This is a genomic window from Neorhizobium huautlense, assembly GCF_002968575.1.
Classification (GTDB): domain Bacteria; phylum Pseudomonadota; class Alphaproteobacteria; order Rhizobiales; family Rhizobiaceae; genus Neorhizobium; species Neorhizobium huautlense.
This window is the reverse complement of sequence record NZ_PVBM01000003.1, coordinates 19,754-41,768: the sequence shown is the minus strand read 5'-3', so window position 1 is coordinate 41,768 and position 22,015 is coordinate 19,754. Positions and strand designations below refer to the sequence as shown.

Sequence of the window (22,015 nt, the reverse complement as noted above, 5' to 3'; positions counted from 1 at the left end):
TTCGGTGAGGCGACGCGGTGAGGTAAGTCGCAGAGCACCAGAATCTCAAGCGAATGTGTATTTGGTGTCTTGTCGAGCATGCTTCGAGAGATCCCGATTTCGCTAAGTCATTGAAGTGGCGATCAGTGAGGAAAACAACATTACGGGTGCACGTTCAATTCGCACTGCACGCACACGTCTAGCGACCGCTCTGGGTTGTGCTCGAGCAGAGGTAGATAGGGCGGATCGGCGTCTTCTTCGAAAGAGCAGATCCCTCCAAGCGATATAAGATTAGAGGTATCGGCGGTGGCCATATACCCACATATGTGTTAATGTGGGTTTTCTCAGTTGAGGAGGACGTTAGATGAGCCGATTGACGATCGATATAACGGACCAACAACATCAAAGCCTAAAGGCGCTGGCCGCTTTGCAGGGCAAGACGATCAAGCAGTATGCACTTGAGCGCCTCTTTCCCGGTGACACAGATGGAGAACGAGCCTGGGAGGAGTTGAAGACGTTGATGAACACGCGCGTCAATGAGGGGCTCGCCGGAAGACTGTCGACCAAAACCGTAGGTGAGATCCTCGAAGAGGAGATTGCCGAAGGTCGTGCTTGACGACCTACATTCTTACCGCGGAGGCGGAATCGGATCTACGTTCGGTCATCCGCTACACACGTGCGCAATGGGGTGCTGCCCAGGTACGCCGCTACGTTTCGGGTTTGGAGCGAGGTATCGCAAACCTTGCCGAGGGCAAAGGTCCGTTCAAGGATATGAGCGCGCTTTATCCCGCGTTACGAATGGCGCGATGCCAACACCACTATGTCTTTTGTCTGCCTCGAGAGAATGCGCCCGCCCTCATCGTGGCGATTCTTCATGAACGAATGGATCTCATGAAGCGTTTGGTTGATCGTCTGAACGAATAATGTTTGGACGGAGGCGAGGTTACCTGAGCGCGAACGCCATCGATCTGCCCTGGAGCAACGGTCAGGCGGAAGGTCAGATCAACCGTTTGAAGACGATTAAGCGCGCAATGTACGGCAGAGCTGGATCGGAGCTTCTGAGAGCGCGGATGATACCCATAAAAATGGCTGAGCTCCACACAAAGTCAGGAAGACCCCAATCTGACGGCATCTTCTTCTTTGGCAAACGCATGGACCATGGACTGGCCGATTGACAGTCAGGAGCCTACCGTGTCTTGGCACACCACTTTCGCCCAAATGCCGGACACCCACAGGTCACTCAAAGCAAAAACCGTCATCAGGCTCGCTTCGATATCGGTTCCGATGCCGACGATAGCACGCTCGAACTCGTCGATGCCGAGACGGCGCAGCGTATCTGTGTTTATGGTATCGGCCGCACGACCTGCCTGAGCTTGGAGGCCGATCTATCCACAATCGCCCGTTCTCCTCCATGGCGAGTACGTCATGCCCATGTGCATTAGGGTTTCGGGCACCCCCGACAGGTTACCGGTCTCACCCCACGAGTGGACTATACAGTATGGGTTTCGACACGATAGTGCTGCCAGTCGGTCTGGAGGCGTGGCCGGCTTTCGCAGTATTTTCGTCAGGGGACTGCCACCGATCCGGTTGCAGAAATGTTCGCTGGAGTCACGTCAGTAACGCCAGATTCCGGAGCCGAGCCAGGGAGTCGGCTAAAAGAGGCTCATTCGCAAGCATACCTTTCACATGAATGCGAGCCAGCATCTGCAATACCTGCTCCCCCTTCACCGTCAGTGAAACGAGAACGCTTCTCTTGTCACGTTCCGAGGGGGTACGTTCCACGAACCCCGCTGCTGAAAGGCGATCGACCAGTTGCACCGCGGCATTGTGCGGCATCAACATTTGCTCGGCGAGTTCCCTGATTCTTATCCGGCCGGCCGGCCCGGTTTTGACCACCAGCATAGCTTGATATTGTTGGGACGTGACTTGGGCGTCTGCGAGCGCCGCTTCACTGAAAGCGAGAAACCGCCGCATAGCAAGACGGAAGCCTGCCAGTCCCTCATATATTCCCAGCGGCAGATCGACCTCGGTCTCAAATCCATCGGTGACAGACATTCAAAAAGTCCTTTAATTATATCACACCGTGATATATCTTGTGATTGTCCGCAGGAGGGGAGAGCTTGGGCATGGACGGCCTCAGGTGGAATTCGCAGACATTAGACCTGTCATTCTCGCGGGCCCTATTTCTTATCCCTTCGGCAAAAAGGGGCGGCTACGCGTCGCGCGACATTTGAAGGGGTATTACTTTGGTGTCATCGCTCAATAATCTGCCTTGTGATCCGGGCAAAATTTCGTCTCAATTCGGATTGTCCCATGAAGAGTTCGACCGATACTTTGCCCTCGGATTGGTTAAGATTGCCGTCCAGAAAAGCGCTTCGGAACACGAGGACGAAAAACGAATTCAATGTCGCTTCGGCAATCGTGTCTGGAGCGCGGAGGTCGACCGCAGTGGCTCGATCATATGGGACGAGATCCGCTTTCTTCGCGGCAAGCATGCGGCCCCTGCCAATGAACTTTGACGGTTTCGAGATCGCTTGCCGTGATCCTTTGCGCTCTTTCCCGGACCTGCCGCCGGTAACGAGCATTTGCCGCTCAACGGTTGCTTGGAGCAAGTATCTGCCGCGGCGCACATCATCTCATCTCGGCGGAAACTTTTGGGGGGAAACATGAAAAACGTTATATGGGATCGGCCGGTGGATGTGCATGGTTTGCTGATTTTCGGACCACGAGCAGCGTGGGATTTCATGCTTCACGGTTGGCCGCCTAACAAAGACATGAACTTTGCGAGCGCATCAGAGGCCATCTTGGCTGCGCTGGACGGACGAGGCTGCCCGGACTTGGCCCGCGAGAAATTTGAGGATGCCCTGCGGACCGCTCAAATCAATCGCTAACATGTCGGAGACATCGCTAAGCTGTCTCTAACGGAAGAACCTTCTCACCTCGCTCCCTGGGCACCCTGCTGAGACGATGATGCGGTGGTGCAGATAGATGGTCGCTGAAGGTTTCGTGATAGACGTGTGATTGGAATTTATATCATGTCGTGATATAATGGTAACTTTAAGGAGGCTCTAGGTCGCCGGCTGCAGCGAGCTTTGTTGGTTGAGGGAGAGAGCTGACATAGTTGCAAAATGCGATGCCGGGGCATCGCTGGGGGGGAAACAATGAACGACATCGCAGAAGTGATGAAACTGGGTTTGCTGCTCGAACGCAAACTGAGCGAACGCGGCTTGGTAGACCAGAATGGAGATCTAACATCCCCCTTCCTGCCAACTGACATCGAGGAAAAACTAGACGGGCTGATCGAAAATCCGATGGAGCTTGAAGGGATACTTCGGTTGGCAAATGCTGCTCGGCGAGGAGAGGCGCTTTCGGCTCCTGTTGCAAATGCCACGCGCCTGATGATCGAGGAAATTTGCAACGCCCTCTTCGAACCGGATGAATTTCAGAAAATTACCAGGATCCATTAGCGGGGAGCTCTTCCACGTGAGGTCAACTCGCAGGCCAGCAAATGTGCGGTGGTTTACACCTGCGTGTCTCGCAGGGCTCGTTTTATCGCCAGCCCACGCTGATGACCGGCTGAATTGTTCCGCCGCCGCCAAAGCAGTCTTGATGGAGACGCCAGGTCAACTGCTGTCTGTGGAGGATGGCCGACAGAACTGTACGATCGTCTTTCTGATGCATCGGGAGGGAAGGCGCCCGCAAAAGATGACGGTTCGGGTCCAAATCGACCTGCCTCGTGTTGACTCACCCAAGCCAGCAGAAAAAGTTCCCTCTGTGCACAGTATCGAGCGGATCGGGGGCTCACCCAAACCCTGAAGCCCAACGGAGGGAGCTATGAATTGCAGGTTCGGCATACTTCTGACCATGCTTGCGCTCGCTGTCCTGTCGAACGTCACATCTCCAGCACAGGCCGGATCTGAGGACAGTTGGCCGAGGCAGCCCACTGCTTCAGCTACCGACAAACATCGTTACATCATAGACGTCGTTGGAAAGCAGGTACGCCTCGTCGGTCCGCGCTTCTATACAAATCTTGTAGGCAAGATGAACTTTCCAGGGCGCGATGGGCGATCTCAAAAGCCGGACGGAGATTGATCCTCGGCCTGCAGGCCCGGGCAGGCGCAGTCGCGAAGCTCTTCCGCGTCCTGGCTAAGCCGCAGGGCAGTCATCACGGCACTTTGACAGGTGGCGAGGCCTCACCTACCGGTTGAACCGCCGCAATGTACCTTTTGATGGCAAATTGGGCTTTCTTCTATAGCGCGGCAATCAGGATGAGACGAATCTCACCTAGATTGCCGCTATGCACTTCTTCGCTGTCTGAGTTTCGCGCTTGCGGGCCTCGCTGGTTCCGCGGGCTACTACTACTGTCTGTTGGTTATGGGATGGCCCGCCCTTCCGAGGACGTCGAGTTTTCACTCGGGCGACCACCCATCCTGTGGCCAATCAAGCCGACAATCTCAGCCATCCATTCAGTTCGTCGCATGTAGGGAGAAGCAATCTCGGACAACCTGTCGGTGAAGGTTCGTCGCTCGCATTTTCGGGGGCTACACTGCCACCGGTTTAGTGCGAGATCTATTTTCACAATGTTTGCCGTCGGTCACGAAGCTTCCAAACCGGTCAATATGCGGAGTGGCTTTGATGCCTATCCCTCCAGCTTTTCCCTGCAGATCTTCTCGACGAGTCCCTGGAGCACATGGATCCGTTCGATCAGCCAGCGGAGTTCTTCCTCGGTAATTTGGTAGTGGCGGGAATATCGAGCGTCGACATAGGCACGATCGAGCCGCTCAAAGCAGCGGCGGGCAAATTTTGTGTCCCTTGGCCATGCCTCGATCAGCCGCGGCTCAAGTCTTTCTGCCGAAGATCGGAGAAACTTCAGCCGGTGTGACTTTGGGCTGTAGAGAGTGAGCACGAGAAGGAGGCAGTGATAGAGGCGTTCAGTCGCCTGATGGAGATTGAAGGCGGCAAGTTTAAAATTGTTCCTTTCTCGATAGAATTCGGCGCCGAGATAGAATTCGATCGCGTCCGGATACCATCCATCGAAATAACCTTTTGCTTCCTCAAAGGCCTCCTCTTCACCGACCGGCTTCGGCGCCACAAACGGGTGCCCTTCCTTCTCATAGAGCATGATGCCGTCACGGATGATGTCGATGAAGAACGGTCGTCCGCGTGCCAGCTGATCATTCACGTCCTGCAGCGTGTGAACGATGACATTGACCGGCGTCTCGATCGTCTTTGTCACCAATAGCTCGCGTAAGAAATGATCGGACACATCATGCCAGAGCTCGTTTTCTTCCGCGACGCTATGCATGTTGACGACAACAAGGATATCGTAGTCGGAACGGTAGCCGCTCTTGTGGTCCTCTACCCAGCCGCCGCGGCTATAGGAACCAAACAAAATGACCTTCAGGATCCGCCCGGCCTTCTGTTTTTCCGAAAGCCTTGACTGCTGCGCGGTTTCGAACTCCTCGAAGATGATCTTCAAGGCGCGCGAAAGCTCGCGACGCTTGCGGTCGGGAAGATGGTTCAAGGCTTCGTTGTCAGTCACGCCACCGCTCGTATCCATTCGTCGTGCCGTATCCTTTTAAAAAAAGCACCGCTTGCAAACCAGTGCCTGACTGCCCGTCAATCATCATCCCCGGTTTGGTCCGTCAAGGATATACAACCGGAAGACCAGGCCCGCCAGCAGGTTGAAGATCGGGCGCCGCGCTGAGGATGCTGTGCAGAGGATGCTGCTTGGACCTGTCGCGCCAGATCGGTCGAAGGCGTCGCGGTTCAGATTGCATCAAACCGTTCCTTGAACTCCGCATCGGCGTAATACCGCAGCTTGCTCGCGACGATCGGGCGTCGCGCTGCCAGAAACAGCAATTGGTTTTGCTCGGCCATGTTGCGGACCTCGTCCGGTGTCAACAAAGGCCGGCCGGTATGATGCTGGCTGAAGGAAAGCCCCGACTGTTCGGAATCGAGTGCACGCGCTACCGTCTGGAAGACAACGGTTTCCTGTCCGAGCAGATCGGAGACAAGACGGGCGGTGTCGTGATCGTTGACACCAAACACCTGCAATACGCCGGCATTCGACAGGAAGGTGCCGGCTCGCTTGCCATAGGTGGCGCGCAGCTGATGGATGTCCTGCAGGATCGGCCAAAGCTGCACGCCGTATCCTGCCATCAGACCCATGGCGCGTTCGACGGGAGCGAGATATCCGAGGCTCGCAAATTCATCGAGGAGATACAGAACCGGCTTTGCCTCAGTGACCCGTACGACCGAGGTTCTGGCCATCTCGATCAGGCTCTGGGTGATCAGCAGGCGAAGCCATCTGGTATAGGTGGAAAGACGATCCGGTGGCAGGACGAGGAAGACGGTGGTATTGCGGCTTTTGAGATCGCAGAACCGAAAGTCCGATTGGCTGAGAACCGAGATCATTCGAGGACTGTCAAGAAAGTGGGTATGCCGCTGTGCCGCCGACAGAACACCTGCCGCCTCACGGTCGGACTTGCCGAGATGACGGTTGGCGGCACGGGCAACCAAACCACCTGCTTCGCTGCTTTGCTGCATCGTCGTCAACAGTGCCGCAAACGCATCCGGCGGCAGCGTCAGATAGTCCCTCAAGGTGCCAAGATGCCGGCGGCCCAATTCCTCGTAACGCGCCTACCCAAGACCTGATATCCAAGGTCACGACTGGACGAACAAGCGCTTACCACTCAAAGCGTCGAAGAGGTGTATTTTAAACGGGTTTCCGCGCACATAGAAGATATCGCCAACATTGACATCAGCGTCACGAGAGAACTCGACCGACAGCATTTTCGAATGACCCACCTCGATATAACCGTAGGTCTGGCTCCCTAACCGCTCCGCCACCATCAGTTCGCCGCTAAACCATGCTTCTTCGGCTGGACACTGCAGGAGATCCTCGGGTCGAATACCCAGCACGACCTCATTCGGCATCGCGCTTGTCGGCGCCGATCCTTCCAGCTTCACAGCCCTGCCAAGCACCTTAAGCGTGTCGCTTTCCTTCAGGACGCTTGCCGGCACGGTGTTCATCGTCGGACTGCCGATGAACCGGGCCACGAAGAGGCTCGCTGGCCTGTGATAGAGTTCGAGAGGCTTGCCGATCTGTTCAATCACGCCGCCATTCATGACAACGATTCGGTCCGCCAGCGTCATCGCTTCCACCTGGTCGTGCGTCACGTAGACCGTGGTGGCCTTCATGCGATTGTGCAGTTTAGCAATCTCAAGTCGCATCTCGACACGTAGGGCGGCGTCCAGATTGGAAAGCGGTTCGTCGAAGAGGAAGGCTACCGGCTCGCGCACGATTGCGCGCCCCATGGCGACGCGCTGGCGCTGGCCCCCAGAGAGCTGCGCCGGGCGACGATCCAGATAATCCTGTATTTTCAGGATATCGGCGGCATGACCGACCCGACTTTCGATATCGCTGTCCTTGCCGCCACGCATCTTGAGGCCGAAGGACATGTTCTCGCGCACGCTCATGTGCGGATAGAGCGCGTAGTCCTGAAAGACCATGGCGATGTTGCGTTCGGCAGGCGGAAGCAGATTGGCCACCCGGCCTTCGATGTCGAGCTCGCCGCCGGAGATCTCCTCCAGTCCCGCAATCATTCGCAATAGGGTCGATTTTCCGCAGCCGGAAGGACCCACTAGGACCAGGAATTCGCCGCTTTCAATCTCGATATCGATGTTGTGGATGACCTCCAGAGCTCCATAAGATTTCTGGATTTTCTTCAATGCAATGCCGGCCACGGGTTTCCTCCTCGATGCGATTTGAGGCTTGACGCCAAATATCGATATCGATATCAATAATGATAAGCTCATAAATGCGCAACCGGCTGGATCGACCTACATGGCGTATTTTCCGTCTCGACCGACATCGCCCAAGCCTCCCAAGGCGGGTGCCGCCTTCAATGCCTTGAAGCGGGACATTATGCTCGGAACGCTGGCGCCCGGGACCGGGCTGCCCGAGCTGGAACTGGCTGCGCATTTTCAGTGCAGTCAGGGGACGGTGCGTGAGGCATTGCTCCAGCTCCAGGAGGAGGGGCTTGTTCGTCGTCAGGGACATCGAGGCACGCAGGTTTCCGAGTGCACCGAGGACGAAGCGATCGAAATGTTCCGGCTGCGCCAGCAGATCGAAGGCAACGGCATCGCGCGTGTGATGCGTGGGCCGAGTCGGACGCTGGTCAAGGAGCTCAACGGCCTCCTTGAGAAGATGCTTGCTGCGGCCGGGGCGGGTGATGAGCTGGAGCTTGCCTCTTTCGACCGCGATTTCCATCGCCGGATTTTCGAGGATGCTAGCCTGCCGGCGCTCGATCCGATCCTGCATCGCTGCCTGGTCCATAACCACCGCTTCAAGATTTCCCGCAGCCCGATGGCGCGTGATCTCGAAGCGACGGCGCTTCGCCATCGCAGCATCATCGATGCGATCGAGGGCGGCGACGTGAGGCGCGCCACCGCTGCCATGCATCATCATATCGCGACGATCGTCGACTTAGGGCCGGAAGTCTTTCCGGAGGTGATCCAGTGAGCGATGTTGTCGAATTGTCGGATGTCTTGTCGGACGAGATGGTAGCGCTCATGGAGCGGGTTCTCGCCGAGCTAGGGCCATTGCCGGATCCGACGACGCTGCCGCCTGCGGAAGGCCGGGCGCAATCGCTTGCCGCCAATGTCCGCTGCAACGTCAACCTGCCGCCGATGGATAGCGTGACGGAGCTTATGGTTGCGGAGGACCTCAGCCTCGGTTCGGCACGCTGTCGGCTGAAAGTGCTGGTGCCCCCTGGGGCCGGGGCTGGCGCCATTCTCTTTGTTCATGGCGGCGGTTTTGCTTTCTGTTCGCCGGAAACCCATGAGCGGTGTGCTCGGGTTCTGGCGCTCGAAAGTGGCCTGCCGGTGGTTTTGCCGGATTATCGGCTGGCCCCGGAAAGCCCGTATCCTGGCCCCCTGAAGGACGTCGTCGCAGCCCTGCGTAACCTCTTTGAGGTGACAGCCGCTGCCGGGGTTCGCCGCGGTCCATTGCTGATTTCGGGCGACTCCGCGGGTGCTAATCTTGCTCTTGCAGCGATGCTGCACGAACAGGCTGAAGGCTGCGCATTGCCGGATGCGGCGCTGCTCTTCTACGGCTGCTACGCACGGAGCTTCACGACGCCGTCCTATGTCCGCTTCTCCGAAGGTCCGGCACTGACGCGCGGAAAGATGCAGCGCTACTGGTCGTTCTATGCCGGCGAGCGTGTGGTCGAGGAGGATCCGCTTGCCTGCCCTCTCGTGGCTTCCGATGCGGCTTTGGCCGCGCTGCCGCCGCTCTATCTGATGGCGGCGGCCGTGGATCCGCTGCTCTCCGACACCTTGATCCTGGGCCAGCGTCTCAAGGCCATTGGTCGTGATGACGAGCTGCACATCGTGCCGGGCGTCATCCACGGCTTTCTGCAGAACACCAACGAACTTTCGGCCGCAAGGGAGGCTCTGGCGGCCGCAGGCAATGCAGTAAGGCGACTGACACGACGTCCATGACATAAACGAAAAGAGGAGGAGACTATGAAATTTCTGAGGACACTCGCGCTCGGCGCCGCTCTTGCGGCTTCGGCCGCTTTCGGCCAGGCAAAGGCGGAAACCGTCCGCTTCTGGTACCATTTCGACAATCCGGCGAACCCGATGTCGGACCTGGTCAAGAAATTCGAGGCGGCCAATCCCGGCATCAAGGTCGAAGCCGAGAACGTGCCGTGGAACAGCTATTACGACAATCTCTACACTGCGCTGGTCGGCGGCAATGCGCCCGACGCGGCGATGGTCAAGCTTTTCGCCCAGCCGAGGCTCGCCGAAATGGGCGCACTGGAGCCGATCGGCAAGCAGATCGACAGCTGGAAAGGCAAGGCCGACCTGCTGGACAACCTGCTCGAGCTGAACAAGGGGCCGGACGGCAAGCAATATTATCTGCCGATCCAATACGTCGTCCTTTATCTATATTACCGCACCGATCTCCTCCAGGCAGCCGGCCTGCAGCCGCCGAAGACCTGCGAGGAATTCCGCAATGCGGCCATCAAGCTCACCAATGCGCCGCAGACCTATGGTTTCGGCCTGCGCGGCGGCAAGGGCGGCTGGGACCAGTGGGGTGTCTTCGTTCTCTCTCAAGGCGCCGAGCTGAAGCAGGGCGGTCTGACCAAGCCGGAGGCCATCGCGGCCAACCAGTGGATGATCGATCTCTTCCAGAAGGACAAGGTCATTCCGCCATCGGCGCCGAATGATGGCTTCCAGGAAATCGTCGCGGCCTTCAAGTCCGGCAAGACGGCGATGACCATCCACCATATCGGTTCGTCCAAGGATCTGGTCGCCGCGCTTGGCGACAAGGTCTCCGCCGTGCCGGTTCCTAAATGCGGCAATGGCCAGTGGACGTCCTATGGGGACGAGTCTCTCGCGATCTTCTCTTCGTCCTCGGTGAAGGAGGCAGCCTGGAAGTGGATTTCCTTCCTCGCCGAAGGCCAGAACAATGTCGCCTTCAACAGCGCGACGGGTCAGCTGACGGTCACGAAGAGCGGCTCCGCCGACTGGAAGCTCCATGAGCGCCGTTTCGTTGAGGCGACCGTCCAGTCCCTGCCGTTTGCCAGGGTGCTGCCGCAGACCTCGGCGGTCTCGGAATTCGTTAATACGGCCTGGCAGACGAACATGCAGCAGGCGCTGACCGGCCAGATCACACCGAAGAAGATGATGGAACAGTTGCAGACGTTGTTCGCTGAGTAAAGCCGCTCCGGTCCCGGCACCGACGTGTCGGGACCTCCTTCTCCGCCTTGCTTCCCACAGGCAGGATAAGCATGTCCCTATCGATCTCTTCTCCCGTGCAACGCCGCGCCACATCGATCTGGCGTTCCGAGCGGCTGTTGCCCTACCTGCTGCTTACTCCCGCCGTCGTGGTCACCGTCGTCATCGTCTTCATGCCGATGCTGCAGGCGGTCTATACCAGCTTCTACGATCTCATCCTGTTCCGGCCGAGTGCCAGCAGGTTCGTCGGTTTCGGAAACTATGTGAAGCTGTTCAACGATCCGGTTTTCTGGACAGCGCTCTGGAACACGATCATCTGGATCGGGCTGACCGTGCCGCTGCAGATGGGACTGGGACTCGTCGCGGCCCTGTTTCTCAACCGCGAATTTCCCTGGCGCGGCCTTGCGCGCGCCCTGATCATCATTCCATGGGCATTGCCGAGTGTCGTGATCGCGCTGATGTGGCGCTGGATCTACGATCCGAATACCGGTGTCTTGAACGACATCCTCATCTATCTTTCGATCGTCCAGTCGGCGGTGCCGTGGCTGGCCGATCCGAATGTGGCGATCTATGCGATCATCGCGACGCTGACCTGGCAGGGATTTCCCTTCTTTGCCGTGATGATTCTTGCCGGCCTGCAGGGCATTCCACGCAGCCAGTACGAGGCAGCCTCGATCGACGGCGCATCGACCTGGCGGCAGTTCGTGCACATCACGCTGCCGGGCATCGCGCCGGTACTGGCGACGGCCGGGCTGCTCAGGGTGATTTGGGTTGCCAATTCCATGGACGTCATTTTCGTCATGACCGGCGGCGGTCCCGGCTACGCAACGCATACGCTGCCGCTCTATGCCTTCGTCAAGGCTCGCCAGAATCTCGATTTCGGATACGGCACGTCGATCGCCGTGACCTTCACCATTTTTCTGGGTGCGTTCGTGGCTCTCTATATCGCCCGCACCATGCGCGAGGTGGAACGATGAGACAGCAGGGCACGCTGCACCGGATACTCACCACGGACTTGCCGGTTCTTGCGATCGTCTTCTTCGCCATGGCGCCGTTTGCCTGGATGATCCTGACGTCGCTGACACCGACCGCTGCGCTTTCTGCCACGGGGGTATCGCTTTCACCTCGAGGCTGGAGCCTCGACAACTATGTAAGGTTGGTTGAGCAGACGTCTTTCCTCAAGAACATGCTCGATAGCCTGATCATCGCGGGCGGAACGGTGGTCGTCGGCCTGATTGTTTCGGTCACGGCAGCCTATGCCTTCTCGCGCTTCCGTTTTGCGGGCCGCAAGTTGCTGATGCTGCAGTTCCTGCTGATCAACATGTTCCCGATCGTGCTGCTCATCCTGCCTCTCTTCGTGCTGATGCGCCGGTTCAACATCCTCGACACCCATCTCGGCCTCATCCTCGCCAACGCGACGGTGGCGATCCCGTTCGCGGTGTGGATGCTGACGAGCTATATCGGTGCCATCCCGAAAAGCCTCGACGAAGCGGCGATGACGGACGGGTGCTCGCGGCTGACGGCGCTGCGCAAGATCGTCCTGCCGTTGACCATGCCGGGTATCATCTCCACAGGCATCTACATCTTCATCACCGCCTGGAACGAATATCTCTACGCGCTGACGCTCGGCGGGCGCAACGTGCGGCCGGTCACGGTCGCGATCCAGACGCTGATCGGCGAATACCAGATCGAATGGGGCCTGTTGGCGGCCGGGGCCGTTGTCGGCGCCATGCCGGCCACCATCCTGTTCCTTCTCGTTCAGCGCCGCCTCATCGGGGGGCTGACGCAGGGCGCGGTGAAAGGATGACGGTAAGCAACGATCGGCGTAGCCGGTGAGACGGTCCCGTAGGTTGGGAGCGCTCGAAAATCGAACTGTTGAATGCGGTAAAAAGGAAATGACAATGAACCCCATCGGGTTGATTTCCATGCAATATGCAAGGCCTTTTACAGCCGAGCATTTTCCGCTGTTTGCAAAGATGCGTGAGCACGGTTTTGACTTCGTGGAGCTTCTGGTTCCGGAAGCCGGCGAACTCGACATCAGGGAAACGAAGAAAGCGCTCGACGATGCCGGTCTCGGCGTCGTGCTCGCAGCCCGTGTCAACCTGCAGCGCAATCTCGCGTCGGCGGACGTCGACGCCCATCGCGCTGGTGTCGAATACCTGAAATATGCGGCCGATTGCGCGGCCGGCCTTGGTTCGGAGATTGTCGGTGGGCCGCTGACAGGCAATCCTCTCGTGTTTGCCGGTCGTGCCCCGCAGCCGGTGGACGAGCCCGAACGGCTTGCCCGCAAGGAGCGTTGCGTCAAAGGCCTGAAGGAAGCCGGAGACCACGCTGCCAAAACGGGTGTTTTGCTCGCCGTCGAGCCGCTCAATCGCTTCGAAAGCGACGTTCTCTGCACCACGCAACAGGCGATGGAACTGCTGGATGCCGTCGATCACCCAGCCGTCAAGCTGATGCTCGACACCTTCCACATGCACATGGAGGAAAGCTCGATCGCCGAGGCCATCCGGCTTGCCGGTGGCCGGCTGGTACATTTCCAGGCCAATGAAAACCACCGCGGTTTCCCAGGCACGGGTTCTACCGATTGGGTCGACGTCTGCCGGGCGCTCCACGAGATCGGTTACAAGGGGCCGGTTTCGCTGGAACCGTTCCGGCGCAATGACGACCGCTTCGGTGTGCCGTTCGCACAATGGCGCCCGCCCCACGAGGACGAGAGCGATCGTCTCGCGGCTTCGAGCGCATTCATGAAATCCCATCTCCTGCTTACGGAATATCGTCGATGACCTTGAAAATCGGTTGGATCGGTTGCGGCGTCCACGCAACCCAGATGCTGCTTCCTCAACTTGTGCGCCATGACGTCGAAATCGTCGCGCTGTGCGATATCGATGGCAAACGCCTCAAGGACGCCGGCCGGCAATTCGGTGTCACCAACCTGACGACGGATGCACAGACCCTGCTTTCGACCCGCGGCATCGATGCGGTCGGGATGGCCGTCGGCCCGGATCAGCACCTCGTCTTCGGCAAGGCGGCGCTCGAACGAGGCCTTTCGGTCTTCATGGAAAAGCCGCCATCGGGTTCCGCCGCCGGGGCGCGGGAGCTTATGGCCGCTTCGGAGAAGGCGAAGAAGCCGCTGCTGCTCGGCTTCATGAAGCGCTATTCGATCGGCAACCGCATGGCGGCGAATATCGTGAAGTCCGGCCGCTTCGGGGACGTGCTGGGCCTGACCGGCTATTACATGACGGCGCCAGGGTATTTCGTGGGCAATGTCGATTACACCGGCTTTTTCCTGCATCACTGCGTTCATTATATGGACCTGGTGTCCTTTCTCGTTTCGCCGGTCCGTTCGATCTCCACGCGGAAGGTGGAGAAAGCTCCGGGCCGGCTGCTGTTCCATGTTGCTTTTGAGTTCGAATGCGGAGCGATCGGCAACATCGGCATGGGTACGATCCAGTCGCGCGGCACACCCGTAGAGCGGATCGAGCTGATGGGTGACCACCAGCGTATCGAGGTGGAAGACGTGATCGAAATCCGCTGGCATCGCAATCCGCCCTTCAAGATCGACGACCTTGGCGCCACGCTGAAGGAGGACTGCGACACGCTGACGTGGAAACCGAATTTCACCGCAGCGGCAAACGAGGATCCGAAGGGATATCATTCGCTGTTGGCCGATGTGGTTCCCGCTCTCGGTGGCGCATCGAGTCCGGCGCCAACCATCGCCGATGGCGTGGTGGCCATGGAACGTCTTGACACGCTTCGCCGCGAACTCGCCCTGTAATGCACTCCGGCCCTCTATACGGGAGCGGTCTCCCCTGAAGTCATAATAACCGGAGTGGCGGATCGGAGACTGAAGCATGGCCTGGTGATCAACGAAGAGCGTGTCGTTTGGCACTTAACCGTAAGAATGCGGCCGTTACTTTGAGAGCGGGAAAAACGCGGGGGTTACGCTGCAGGCAGACGCAACGAAACAACCTCCGCAACCGTGGTCCTCAGATGGCACGCTAAGACCAGCGGTGCCGGCACCTCAATCGTGCCTACGACCAGACTGACGGCCAGTCCCCGAATTTCCGAAAGAATGCGCGGGAGAAGGCCGCCGCGCTGCCAAAGCCGACCTGACGCGCCACTGCCTTCACCTTTGCTCCTCCGGCGAGCTTTCGGCGAGCAAGAATCAGACGCCATCCAGTCAGATAAGCCTGCGGTGTCGTGCCGACCACGTCGCGAAACAGGGCCATGAAATGGCTTCTTGACATTCCCGCCACCTTAGCAAGGTCATTGCTGTTCCAGGCTTGCGCTGGCGCATCATGCATTGCCACCAACGCCCGGTGTAGCGCGGGATGGGACAAACCCGCCAGCAAACCCGGTCCAGTCGCCCCGCGGTCGATCGCTGACCTCAGGATAAGCAGGACGATGACTTCGCAAAGCCGGTTAAGGGCGGCGCTGCGTCCGCAGCGCGATTCCAGCGCTTCCGCCATGAAGGCGGCCGTGGTGTCGCGAAGGGTAGGAATGTCATTGACGTCGACGACGACCCGGTCCGGCAAAGCGTTCATCAGCGGGTTATGCGTCCCCTCGAAATCGACCGCCGCGGTTATCAAAGCCGATGGCTCGGGAGGCGTGTCGCCCCGTGGGTGGAGGACGATCCGTTCGGCGGGGTCACCCGGTTCTCCAATTACAAACAGTCGGGCACGGCCATCGCTGATGGGTGGCGGTTCCAGCGAGGCTTCCAGCTCGAACGCATCAAAGAAGGCCGTTAGGCGATCGACTTTCGGAAGAATTTTCAGACTTTGGATCATGATTCATGGACCAATAATGATCGTGATCATGGGATGATGAGGCCGCGACGTCAACATGGCGTCGGAAGTTTCACCTAAAGGAGCTATCGATGTTGGTCCCAAGGACACTGGCCCCCAATTTGACCGTCAAGACTCTTCAGCACGGAGAATTCGATCTCACGAGTGAAAACCCATCGCTCATGACGCTCGTGTGCTTCTACCGCGGCCTTCACTGCCCCGTCTGCGGAAACTATCTCAAAGAGCTGGAACGGTTGACGCCAGCCTTCCAAGAGCGCGGCGTGCGCACAATTGCCATGAGTTCCGACGGGGAGGAGCGCGCCCGGCAGATGGCCGACAAGATCGGCGCCGAACACCTGCGCATCGGTTACGGCCTGTCGTTGAGCGTGGCCCGGCAATGGGGTCTTTATATATCCGCCTCGCGCGGAAAGACGTCGATCGGTATCGAGGAGCCTGAGCTTTTCTCAGAGCCGGGCGTATTCTTGATCAGGCCGGATCAAACCGTCTATTGGCTCTCGGTGCAATCCATGCCGTTTGCGCGGCCGATTTTCGCCGAGATGGTGCAGGCGTTGGACTTCGTGATCAAGAATGACTATCCGGCGAGGGGCGAATACACGGGTGCGGTTTAAGTCCGCTTGGTCGCAGTCGGGCGCCGGAAGGCTGCCCTGGCTGCTGCCGCCTTGTCTCTAATGACTCAGCTCTCCGCGTGATCGTTGATCAGGCCCATCGCCTGCATGAAAGCATAGACGGTGGTGGGGCCGACGAAGGACCAACCGCGCCTCTTGAGATCTTTCGACATGGCGACGGACGCGGCCGACACCGACCACGTCTGTGGAGGCGAAAGCTCGAACGCCTTCGGCTCGAAGCGCCAGACATAGGAGGCCAGCGATCCTTCCTGCTTGACCAGTTCGTGGGCGCGCCGCGCGTTTTTGACCACCGCCGCGATCTTCCCTCGATGGCGCACGATGCCAGGGCCCTGCAGGAGACGCTCGACGTCGGCGTCCGCAAATCGCGTGATATGGTCGAAATCGAAGCCGAGAAAGGCGGCTCGAAAGTTCTCCCGCTTGGCCAGGATCGTGCGCCAGCTCAAACCGGATTGAAAACCTTCCAGGCAGAGTCTTTCGAATAGGCGGCTGTCATCGTTGACGGGAAAGCCCCACTCTCTTTCGCGAAAGGGCAGAATTTCCGGAGCGGCAGGACACCAACGACAGCGGAACTGCCCGTCCGGGCCCGGGATCGTTGCCCTCACGCCTCAACCTTGAGAAAAGCCAGGCTCTCACCAGTGCGGCTGCGATTTCGAGAATGTCTGCGGTGACGACATCTTCCACGACAAAGGGGTCTTACTGAGCGTGTGTTTCCCGATCGGCGCGGGAGGTATTGTGGGCGAGAACCGGTAGCTCACCCATAGCGGCAAATACCAACGAACTGAACGATTGGATTTTGAGACGTTTGAAGGCATTTTCTGGGCGTATGACGGGACACCTGGTCTGTGCGCGCCACCCAGACTGTACAATAAACTCGCTCAGGATTATGCCCTTCAAAAGGGAGTTTCAGACGTCAGTGGAGCTGTGATCCGAGACGAAATCCAGACTGACGTGATAGGCCGCCGCGTGGCCTCGATCTTCGATCCGTTCGGCCACATTTGGGCGCTCGTGGAGCGTAAGGCCGAGGGCATGTCACTCGCAGCTTAAATCTGTCGCAAATGTCTGTCGCGAAACTTCGACTTTTGAGAGCGAGTTTCGCGACGAAAATTCCCTTTACTTTTCAGGGCTGGAGGATTTGTTTGATATGTTAGGATATTTGCGACGCATCTTGCGTTAGGAGCAGCCGGCGGAACGGGTCCGTTCGATCACATAATGAAGCCGCTCTTGCACCTTCTGTCATTGGGTGCCTTCGACCACCGGCTGCACACAGATGTTGATCAAACCCGATACTCTAAGCGAGAGACAGCGCCCGCTTGACCTCGTCCAGCGGAATCGTTCCGGGCCGCAGTTTTTCTCGTACCATGCGGGCAGCGAGTTCGCAGAACCAGGTATTGGCAGGTGTGGGGACACCATGCAGCCGCCCCAGTAGAACGACTTCACCGTTGAGATAATCGGTCTCGATAGATCCCGTGGAGCGGGCAAGGCTTTGCATGGAGGAGCTCCCCGCACGGCTGAAACCTGCGATCGATGCCATCTTCATCAGCCTTCCACGGTTGGGATCGGTTTCACCGACGCTCTGCCATTGCACGCCCGAAGCGGCGAAAACCACCTCTGCCTCTTCGCGGAGAAGGTCGACGATTGGCGCGATATCGCCCTGGTCGGCGCATGCGGCCTCGACGATGTTGTGAAGGTTTAAGAGCAGCTTTCCATATTTGTTCTTCATCACGTCCGGAACCACAAAGGCTGGCAGGCCTGACGCCGTGAGCGCCTCCGCGACGGCTTCATCGACACTGTCGAAACCTTGCGGATACCGGCCAAGATAGAAATAGCCGGAGTGAGGTGATCCGAAGGCGAGGATCTCGCCGGGCGTGACATAGTCCGCCGGCAGTATGACGCTCACGCCATGTACATTGGCAAAACGCCGCAAAGCGGTGCGTTCGTTCTCGACACCGTTCTGGAAGCAGAAGATCGACTGGTCCTGAAGGCCAGCCGCCGCGAGTTGCTCGATCACTGCACCCATGTGTTGGGTCTTCGTACAGACCAGCACCACATCGTCAGGAAGAAGCGCGATCGCGCTCGGCGATTCCACGCATTCGAAGTGACAGGTCTCGGTTCCCCTGGGAGTCCGCAATGTCAGCCCCTTCGCTTTGATCGCCTTTAGCTGCTCGCCGCGCGCGATCCCGATGACCTTCTGACTGGCCGAAGCAAGCGAGACCGCAATCGTGCCGCCGATGGCACCCACACCATGAATTATGAAACGCATTTTCAAACACCTTGTGCAAGCGATCCGGACAGGCCCGGTTCCATCTTGAAATTTTAAAAGACTTGGGCCGAAGACAACGAACGTCCAGATAATATTTGCGATTCCGGCCGCATTAAAGATCGACGGCGCTTCGCCAGACCAACCCTTCGATTGTTTCGCTAGCGGAGGTTATTCACGCCCAACCCAGCGTTCATAGCCGAGTTCGCCGATCCGCCATAGCACATACCCCACACGATATTGTTCCCGGACCCGCTAAGGACGGGAATATAAGCCGTGGTCGATGACGCCAAGTCGATCGCCTGGCGGCGCGGGCCTTACCGCATCTTGGCCGCAGGTTCTGCATCGCCTTTCGCTACACATTCCCCTCTCCAGAAGACACGCCTAGCCGGCCACCTCCATCCGTTCATAAGCATCAAACGCCGCGCCGATCATTTCCCCGATCAGACTCCAATCGGTTTTGATTTGGCTCTCCTTTCATATGTGACGTAGGGCCTCGGAGACCTACGACGCCTTTGCAGGAAGTACATGGTACTTGGGCGATCGCGTTTGTCGCAAATCTCCCAATTAAAGCGGCACTTGTTTTCCTGGCTTTTGCAATGTCGCAGAATAGGGAGTTTTGCGGCAGCCGCAATGTCCGGTGTTGGCGGATACCGTTGAAATAGTCGGTTCGGGATCGGTGGCAGCATTTGGATTGCGACGGACGCGCTGGGGTATATTTCCCCTCACGCCGAATTCGGCATCGGCGCGGGGATCAGCTTTGCCAGTTTCCGGAGGTTTTGGGCTGCGGCTGCGAGGTGGAACTCATCACGTGCTCCGTTCGGCCCTCGGAGTCGCAAGCGATCCAATCGGAGGATGCGTTTGAGGTGGGCAAAGAGCATCTCGACCTTCTTCCGCTCCCGTCTCGATGTGACATAGGCTTCCGTCTTGGCGATATCGCGTGCCATGTCGCGAGCGCCCTCATGGATAGAGCGCGGTATCTTGCGCGCCGGGGTGGTCGGGCAGCATTTGGGTTTCAGGGCGCAGGCATCGCAGTCGTGCTTGCTGGCCCGGTAGCGTATCATGCCGTTCTCATCGACAAGCGGGCGCTCCCTTTTGTAGGTGATCTGCCGCGAGCGTAACTCTTTTCCGCCAGGGCAGGTATAGAGATCGCGCTTGTGGTCATAGACAAAGTCGCCTTTTCGAACGTACCGTCGCGCCGTTCGGATTTGTCGAAGACCGGAATGTGCGGCTCTATCCCTCGCTCGTGCACCAGCCAGCCCAGCATCTCGGCAGAACCATAGGCGCTATCGGCGGCCAGCCGTTCCGGATAAAGGTCGAAGCGATCCTGGGTGCGTTCGATCATCGTGCGTGCCGCACCGACCTCGGCCTGGCGGATCGCCCGGCTCGCCTCGACGTCGACGATCACGGCATTGTTCATATCCATCAGATAGTTGGTGGCGTAGGCGAAGAAAGCATGGCCCTTCTGCGCTCCCGTCCACTGGGCCGCCGGGTCGGACCTCGATACGAACTTCGGCTTCACCTCGCTCGCTGCACCCAATGCAGCGTCATCGACGGTGTCGAGATATTCCTGGACCGAGCGACGGCTCTCGGCCATCGACTTCCAGTCGACCGGCTCGGACCCTTCCGCCGAGCGCTGCTTGTTCGCATCCGCCTTGATCAGGCTCGCGTCGACGGCAAATCCTTCGCCGCCGACAAGGCCCTCCTCGATGCAGCGGCGTACCGTCGTCTCAAATAGCTCGCGCAGCAAGCACAACGTCGTGTTCGATGGGCTCGAGTATTCTCCTCTCGAATGTGCCGCCCGAGGCATGGCCAACCTTCAGTCCGAAGTTGCGCAGCAGCCCACGCATCTCGTTCCCCAGGTCAATCGCCTTTTCCTGCAGCAGCGATCGGGCCGTTAGCAAGGCGCGACGCTTCTGGCTGATGAGCGTCTTCACGTGCACATCCTTGAACAGGCCGACCCGCATCATGTGGGCGATGCCGCGTGCATCGTTCCTGTCGCTTTTGTTCTGCTGCAGGGCATCCAGAAAAGCTTTGGTGTGGCGCGTCTCGATGCAGAATTCCGGGAACCCAGCCTTTGCCAGTCCTTCGAACAGCCACTGCGATAGCGGCCCTGCCTCAACGCCCACTCTCTCCAAGCTGAATACCGGATCGCTCAGGATGGTAACAAGGTCATCCGGGTGGGAGACCACCTTCCGTTCCCGGCATAGCTTCCCGCTTTCATCGACGATACAGACGCTCGTTTCTTTGACCGAGACATCGAGGCCGGCATAGTGTTTCATGGCTGCGCTCCTCTGCATGATGGTTGTGCCTGGTTTCCGACAGGGCCACTTTTATCATCGGCAGTGCGGTGCGGCTCCTTATTCCGGGCAGAAGGGGGGCACGAAGCCGATTAACCCATCTATGCTGATTTCTCCGATACTCTTCATCTTTTCCGGATCGCTCCGTGCTCGTTTCACGTCGCGCTGGCGCGATCGACAGGTTAAGTCTGCGCGCGAGCGCTGTTCGAATTCGTTTTCCAGCCGCAGTGCCGCCGGGCGGCGCGACCGCCGCCGGAGTGAGCCGGCATCGCAGGCGAGCGGTAGCCAAGCGGAGGAAACCCGCGCTCCCATATAGCGCCGTAGGGTTTTCCGGAGCCTCGTGGGAAACGTCCGCCTGGCCCCAAATGCAGGTCTCCAAGATGGTTCACGTTACCGGGCGATCTTCAGCCACCGCTTGAGTGCGGCGCATTCAAGATCGTTCATCGCCATATCATTCCCCTAAGATCGGTTGACGCCCCTAAGCCGGCGGATTGCGGAAGCTTGCTTGACTGCCGTTGCGATCTTTTCGAGGAAGGCGGTGCTTACACTGCCGATGGGCCGGGTCGAGGCGAAGTCGAAAGCCTTGTCGAGATCGACGCGATTATACTCATCGAGAATGATCCAGCACGGAAAGGAAAGACCGGCGCGGCGGCATTCCATTTCGGAAAAGGAAAGTGAAATGTGACCGTCCTGCGGTTCCTGTGAGGTGATCGGGAAGAGGTAGACAGCACCGGGATTGCCGGGCGCGCGCACGACGATGCAAACCGGTCGCGCCTTGCGGCCGGATTCCTCGCCGGCATCCGCCTGTCTGGCCCACAGATAATGGAAGCGGACGATCTGGCCCCGTTCAAGCATTGCGATCCGCCTCGTCGAGGATTGCATCGATGCCTTCCATCAACTCGTTATGGATGTCGTCGGGAGCATCTTCCAGGAGGTAAGCTTTGGTATGCTGCTCACCCTTCAGGCGCTCATAGGCATCGGCTGTGAGGATCACCAGCTTCTGCTTGCCGCGCTTGGTGAGAGCGACCGGTTCGATCAGGGCGGCCTCCAGGATTTCTCCGGACGCCCGGTTCATGTCGGAAAACGTATACTGCTTCATCTTCGGCCTCGATTTCGAAGTAGGTAATTTACGTATTTTATGCGAAATATGCAATAAGATTTCGGCGTGGGGGATCATCCGCTCGGTGAGCGGACTGCGCTCTATACCGATGGCACGGAGCCGGCCCTTTGCCGTCTCCGCCGATCCCGGTGACGACCGCTTGTCCATCGGGCGCTTTGCACCCGGCGATGAGGCCCGCT

Annotated in this window: 21 protein-coding genes and 6 pseudogenes; 14 read left to right on the top strand and 13 right to left on the bottom strand. The window is 58.5% G+C overall.

What is annotated here, in order from left to right:
- Positions 1 to 343: 343 nt before the first annotated feature.
- The 4 genes and pseudogenes from C5L12_RS04180 (at position 344) to C5L12_RS28035 (ending at position 1,421) form a co-directional block, all read left to right on the top strand.
- Positions 344 to 595 (top strand): antitoxin, encoded by a 252-nt coding sequence (locus C5L12_RS04180; protein ID WP_105370775.1) that lies wholly within the window; start codon positions 344 to 346, stop codon positions 593 to 595.
- Complete coding sequence (locus C5L12_RS04175; protein ID WP_105370774.1) at positions 592 to 903, top strand: type II toxin-antitoxin system RelE/ParE family toxin; 312 nt, start codon at positions 592 to 594, stop codon at positions 901 to 903. The genes C5L12_RS04180 and C5L12_RS04175 overlap by 4 nt, the downstream gene beginning before the upstream one ends.
- Positions 904 to 938: 35 nt before the next feature.
- A pseudogene (locus C5L12_RS28685) lies at positions 939 to 1,154 on the top strand (hypothetical protein); the annotation flags it as partial.
- 21 nt (positions 1,155 to 1,175) lie between these two features.
- The gene (locus C5L12_RS28035) at positions 1,176 to 1,421 is read left to right on the top strand and encodes a hypothetical protein (protein ID WP_157948985.1); all 246 of its coding nucleotides are present in this window, start codon (positions 1,176 to 1,178) and stop codon (positions 1,419 to 1,421) included.
- A 166-nt stretch (positions 1,422 to 1,587) separates the two neighbouring features.
- Here C5L12_RS28035 and C5L12_RS04165 read toward each other — a convergent pair whose 3' ends face one another.
- Positions 1,588 to 2,034, bottom strand: coding sequence for a MarR family winged helix-turn-helix transcriptional regulator (locus C5L12_RS04165; RefSeq protein ID WP_105370772.1), 447 nt, complete (start codon positions 2,032 to 2,034; stop codon positions 1,588 to 1,590).
- 197 nt (positions 2,035 to 2,231) lie between these two features.
- Positions 2,232 to 2,474: a hypothetical protein gene (locus C5L12_RS04160; protein ID WP_132413512.1), complete on the bottom strand. Its 243-nt coding sequence runs from the start codon at positions 2,472 to 2,474 to the stop codon at positions 2,232 to 2,234.
- 171 nt (positions 2,475 to 2,645) lie between these two features.
- On the opposite strand from C5L12_RS04160, the gene C5L12_RS04155 reads away from it, so the two are divergent.
- Together C5L12_RS04155 and C5L12_RS04150 are read left to right on the top strand one after the other, a co-directional pair.
- A complete protein-coding gene (locus C5L12_RS04155; protein WP_105370770.1) occupies positions 2,646 to 2,870 on the top strand; it encodes a DUF982 domain-containing protein in 225 nt (74 codons plus the stop codon).
- A 270-nt stretch (positions 2,871 to 3,140) separates the two neighbouring features.
- A complete protein-coding gene (locus C5L12_RS04150; protein ID WP_105370769.1) occupies positions 3,141 to 3,446 on the top strand; it encodes a hypothetical protein in 306 nt (101 codons plus the stop codon).
- Positions 3,447 to 4,387: 941 nt separating this feature from the next.
- On the opposite strand, the pseudogene C5L12_RS29195 reads toward C5L12_RS04150, so the two are convergent.
- The 4 genes and pseudogenes from C5L12_RS29195 to C5L12_RS04125 all read right to left on the bottom strand — a co-directional run.
- Positions 4,388 to 4,561 (bottom strand): annotated as a pseudogene (locus C5L12_RS29195) (ISL3 family transposase); the annotation flags it as partial.
- 57 nt (positions 4,562 to 4,618) lie between these two features.
- Positions 4,619 to 5,521 carry a HEPN domain-containing protein gene (locus tag C5L12_RS04135; protein ID WP_245422757.1) on the bottom strand — a complete coding sequence of 301 codons (903 nt, stop codon included), beginning with the start codon at positions 5,519 to 5,521 and terminating at the stop codon, positions 4,619 to 4,621.
- A 227-nt stretch (positions 5,522 to 5,748) separates the two neighbouring features.
- A pseudogene (locus C5L12_RS04130) lies at positions 5,749 to 6,612 on the bottom strand (type IV secretory system conjugative DNA transfer family protein); the annotation flags it as partial.
- A 33-nt stretch (positions 6,613 to 6,645) separates the two neighbouring features.
- Positions 6,646 to 7,728 (bottom strand): ABC transporter ATP-binding protein, encoded by a 1,083-nt coding sequence (locus tag C5L12_RS04125; protein ID WP_105370766.1) that lies wholly within the window; start codon positions 7,726 to 7,728, stop codon positions 6,646 to 6,648.
- Between the two features lie 100 nt (positions 7,729 to 7,828).
- Between C5L12_RS04125 and C5L12_RS04120 the strand changes: the two genes are divergently transcribed.
- The 7 genes from C5L12_RS04120 (at position 7,829) to C5L12_RS04090 (ending at position 14,503) form a co-directional block, all read left to right on the top strand.
- Entirely contained in the window at positions 7,829 to 8,506 is a 678-nt protein-coding gene (locus C5L12_RS04120) for a GntR family transcriptional regulator (RefSeq protein ID WP_105371035.1), read from the top strand.
- Positions 8,503 to 9,486 (top strand): alpha/beta hydrolase, encoded by a 984-nt coding sequence (locus tag C5L12_RS04115; RefSeq protein ID WP_105370765.1) that lies wholly within the window; start codon positions 8,503 to 8,505, stop codon positions 9,484 to 9,486. The genes C5L12_RS04120 and C5L12_RS04115 overlap by 4 nt, the downstream gene beginning before the upstream one ends.
- A gap of 24 nt (positions 9,487 to 9,510) precedes the next feature.
- Complete coding sequence (locus C5L12_RS04110; protein WP_105370764.1) at positions 9,511 to 10,710, top strand: ABC transporter substrate-binding protein; 1,200 nt, start codon at positions 9,511 to 9,513, stop codon at positions 10,708 to 10,710.
- Positions 10,711 to 10,781: 71 nt separating this feature from the next.
- Positions 10,782 to 11,705, top strand: coding sequence for a carbohydrate ABC transporter permease (locus C5L12_RS04105; RefSeq protein WP_105370763.1), 924 nt, complete (start codon positions 10,782 to 10,784; stop codon positions 11,703 to 11,705).
- On the top strand, positions 11,702 to 12,535 hold the full coding sequence (locus C5L12_RS04100) for a carbohydrate ABC transporter permease (RefSeq protein WP_105370762.1): 834 nt from the start codon (positions 11,702 to 11,704) through the stop codon (positions 12,533 to 12,535). Before C5L12_RS04105 ends, C5L12_RS04100 begins: the two co-directional genes overlap by 4 nt.
- 94 nt (positions 12,536 to 12,629) lie before the next feature.
- A complete protein-coding gene (locus C5L12_RS04095) occupies positions 12,630 to 13,511 on the top strand; it encodes a sugar phosphate isomerase/epimerase family protein (RefSeq protein WP_105370761.1) in 882 nt (293 codons plus the stop codon).
- Positions 13,508 to 14,503: a Gfo/Idh/MocA family protein gene (locus C5L12_RS04090; RefSeq protein ID WP_105370760.1), complete on the top strand. Its 996-nt coding sequence runs from the start codon at positions 13,508 to 13,510 to the stop codon at positions 14,501 to 14,503. The genes C5L12_RS04095 and C5L12_RS04090 overlap by 4 nt, the downstream gene beginning before the upstream one ends.
- A 256-nt stretch (positions 14,504 to 14,759) precedes the next feature.
- Here the strand turns inward: C5L12_RS04090 and C5L12_RS04085 are convergent, their stop codons facing one another.
- Positions 14,760 to 15,515, bottom strand: coding sequence for a helix-turn-helix domain-containing protein (locus C5L12_RS04085; RefSeq protein ID WP_105370759.1), 756 nt, complete (start codon positions 15,513 to 15,515; stop codon positions 14,760 to 14,762).
- Positions 15,516 to 15,604: 89 nt separating this feature from the next.
- Here C5L12_RS04085 and C5L12_RS04080 point away from each other — a divergent pair, with 89 nt between their 5' ends.
- On the top strand, positions 15,605 to 16,141 hold the full coding sequence (locus C5L12_RS04080; protein WP_105370758.1) for a peroxiredoxin-like family protein: 537 nt from the start codon (positions 15,605 to 15,607) through the stop codon (positions 16,139 to 16,141).
- 68 nt (positions 16,142 to 16,209) lie between these two features.
- Here C5L12_RS04080 and C5L12_RS04075 read toward each other — a convergent pair.
- The 6 genes and pseudogenes from C5L12_RS04075 to C5L12_RS04035 all read right to left on the bottom strand — a co-directional run.
- Positions 16,210 to 16,761, bottom strand: a pseudogene (locus C5L12_RS04075) (DNA-3-methyladenine glycosylase I); the annotation flags it as partial.
- 686 nt (positions 16,762 to 17,447) lie between these two features.
- On the bottom strand, positions 17,448 to 18,419 hold the full coding sequence (locus tag C5L12_RS04065) for a ketopantoate reductase family protein (RefSeq protein ID WP_105370755.1): 972 nt from the start codon (positions 18,417 to 18,419) through the stop codon (positions 17,448 to 17,450).
- Between the two features lie 722 nt (positions 18,420 to 19,141).
- Positions 19,142 to 20,166, bottom strand: a pseudogene (locus C5L12_RS04055) (transposase); the annotation flags it as partial.
- Positions 20,165 to 20,698, bottom strand: a pseudogene (locus C5L12_RS04050) (IS110 family transposase); the annotation flags it as partial. The pseudogenes C5L12_RS04050 and C5L12_RS04055, both read right to left, overlap by 2 nt.
- Before the next feature lie 477 nt (positions 20,699 to 21,175).
- On the bottom strand, positions 21,176 to 21,571 hold the full coding sequence (locus tag C5L12_RS04040) for a type II toxin-antitoxin system PemK/MazF family toxin (protein ID WP_105370752.1): 396 nt from the start codon (positions 21,569 to 21,571) through the stop codon (positions 21,176 to 21,178).
- Complete coding sequence (locus C5L12_RS04035) at positions 21,564 to 21,815, bottom strand: type II toxin-antitoxin system prevent-host-death family antitoxin (protein WP_105370751.1); 252 nt, start codon at positions 21,813 to 21,815, stop codon at positions 21,564 to 21,566. The genes C5L12_RS04040 and C5L12_RS04035 overlap by 8 nt, the downstream gene beginning before the upstream one ends.
- Positions 21,816 to 22,015 lie beyond the last annotated feature (200 nt).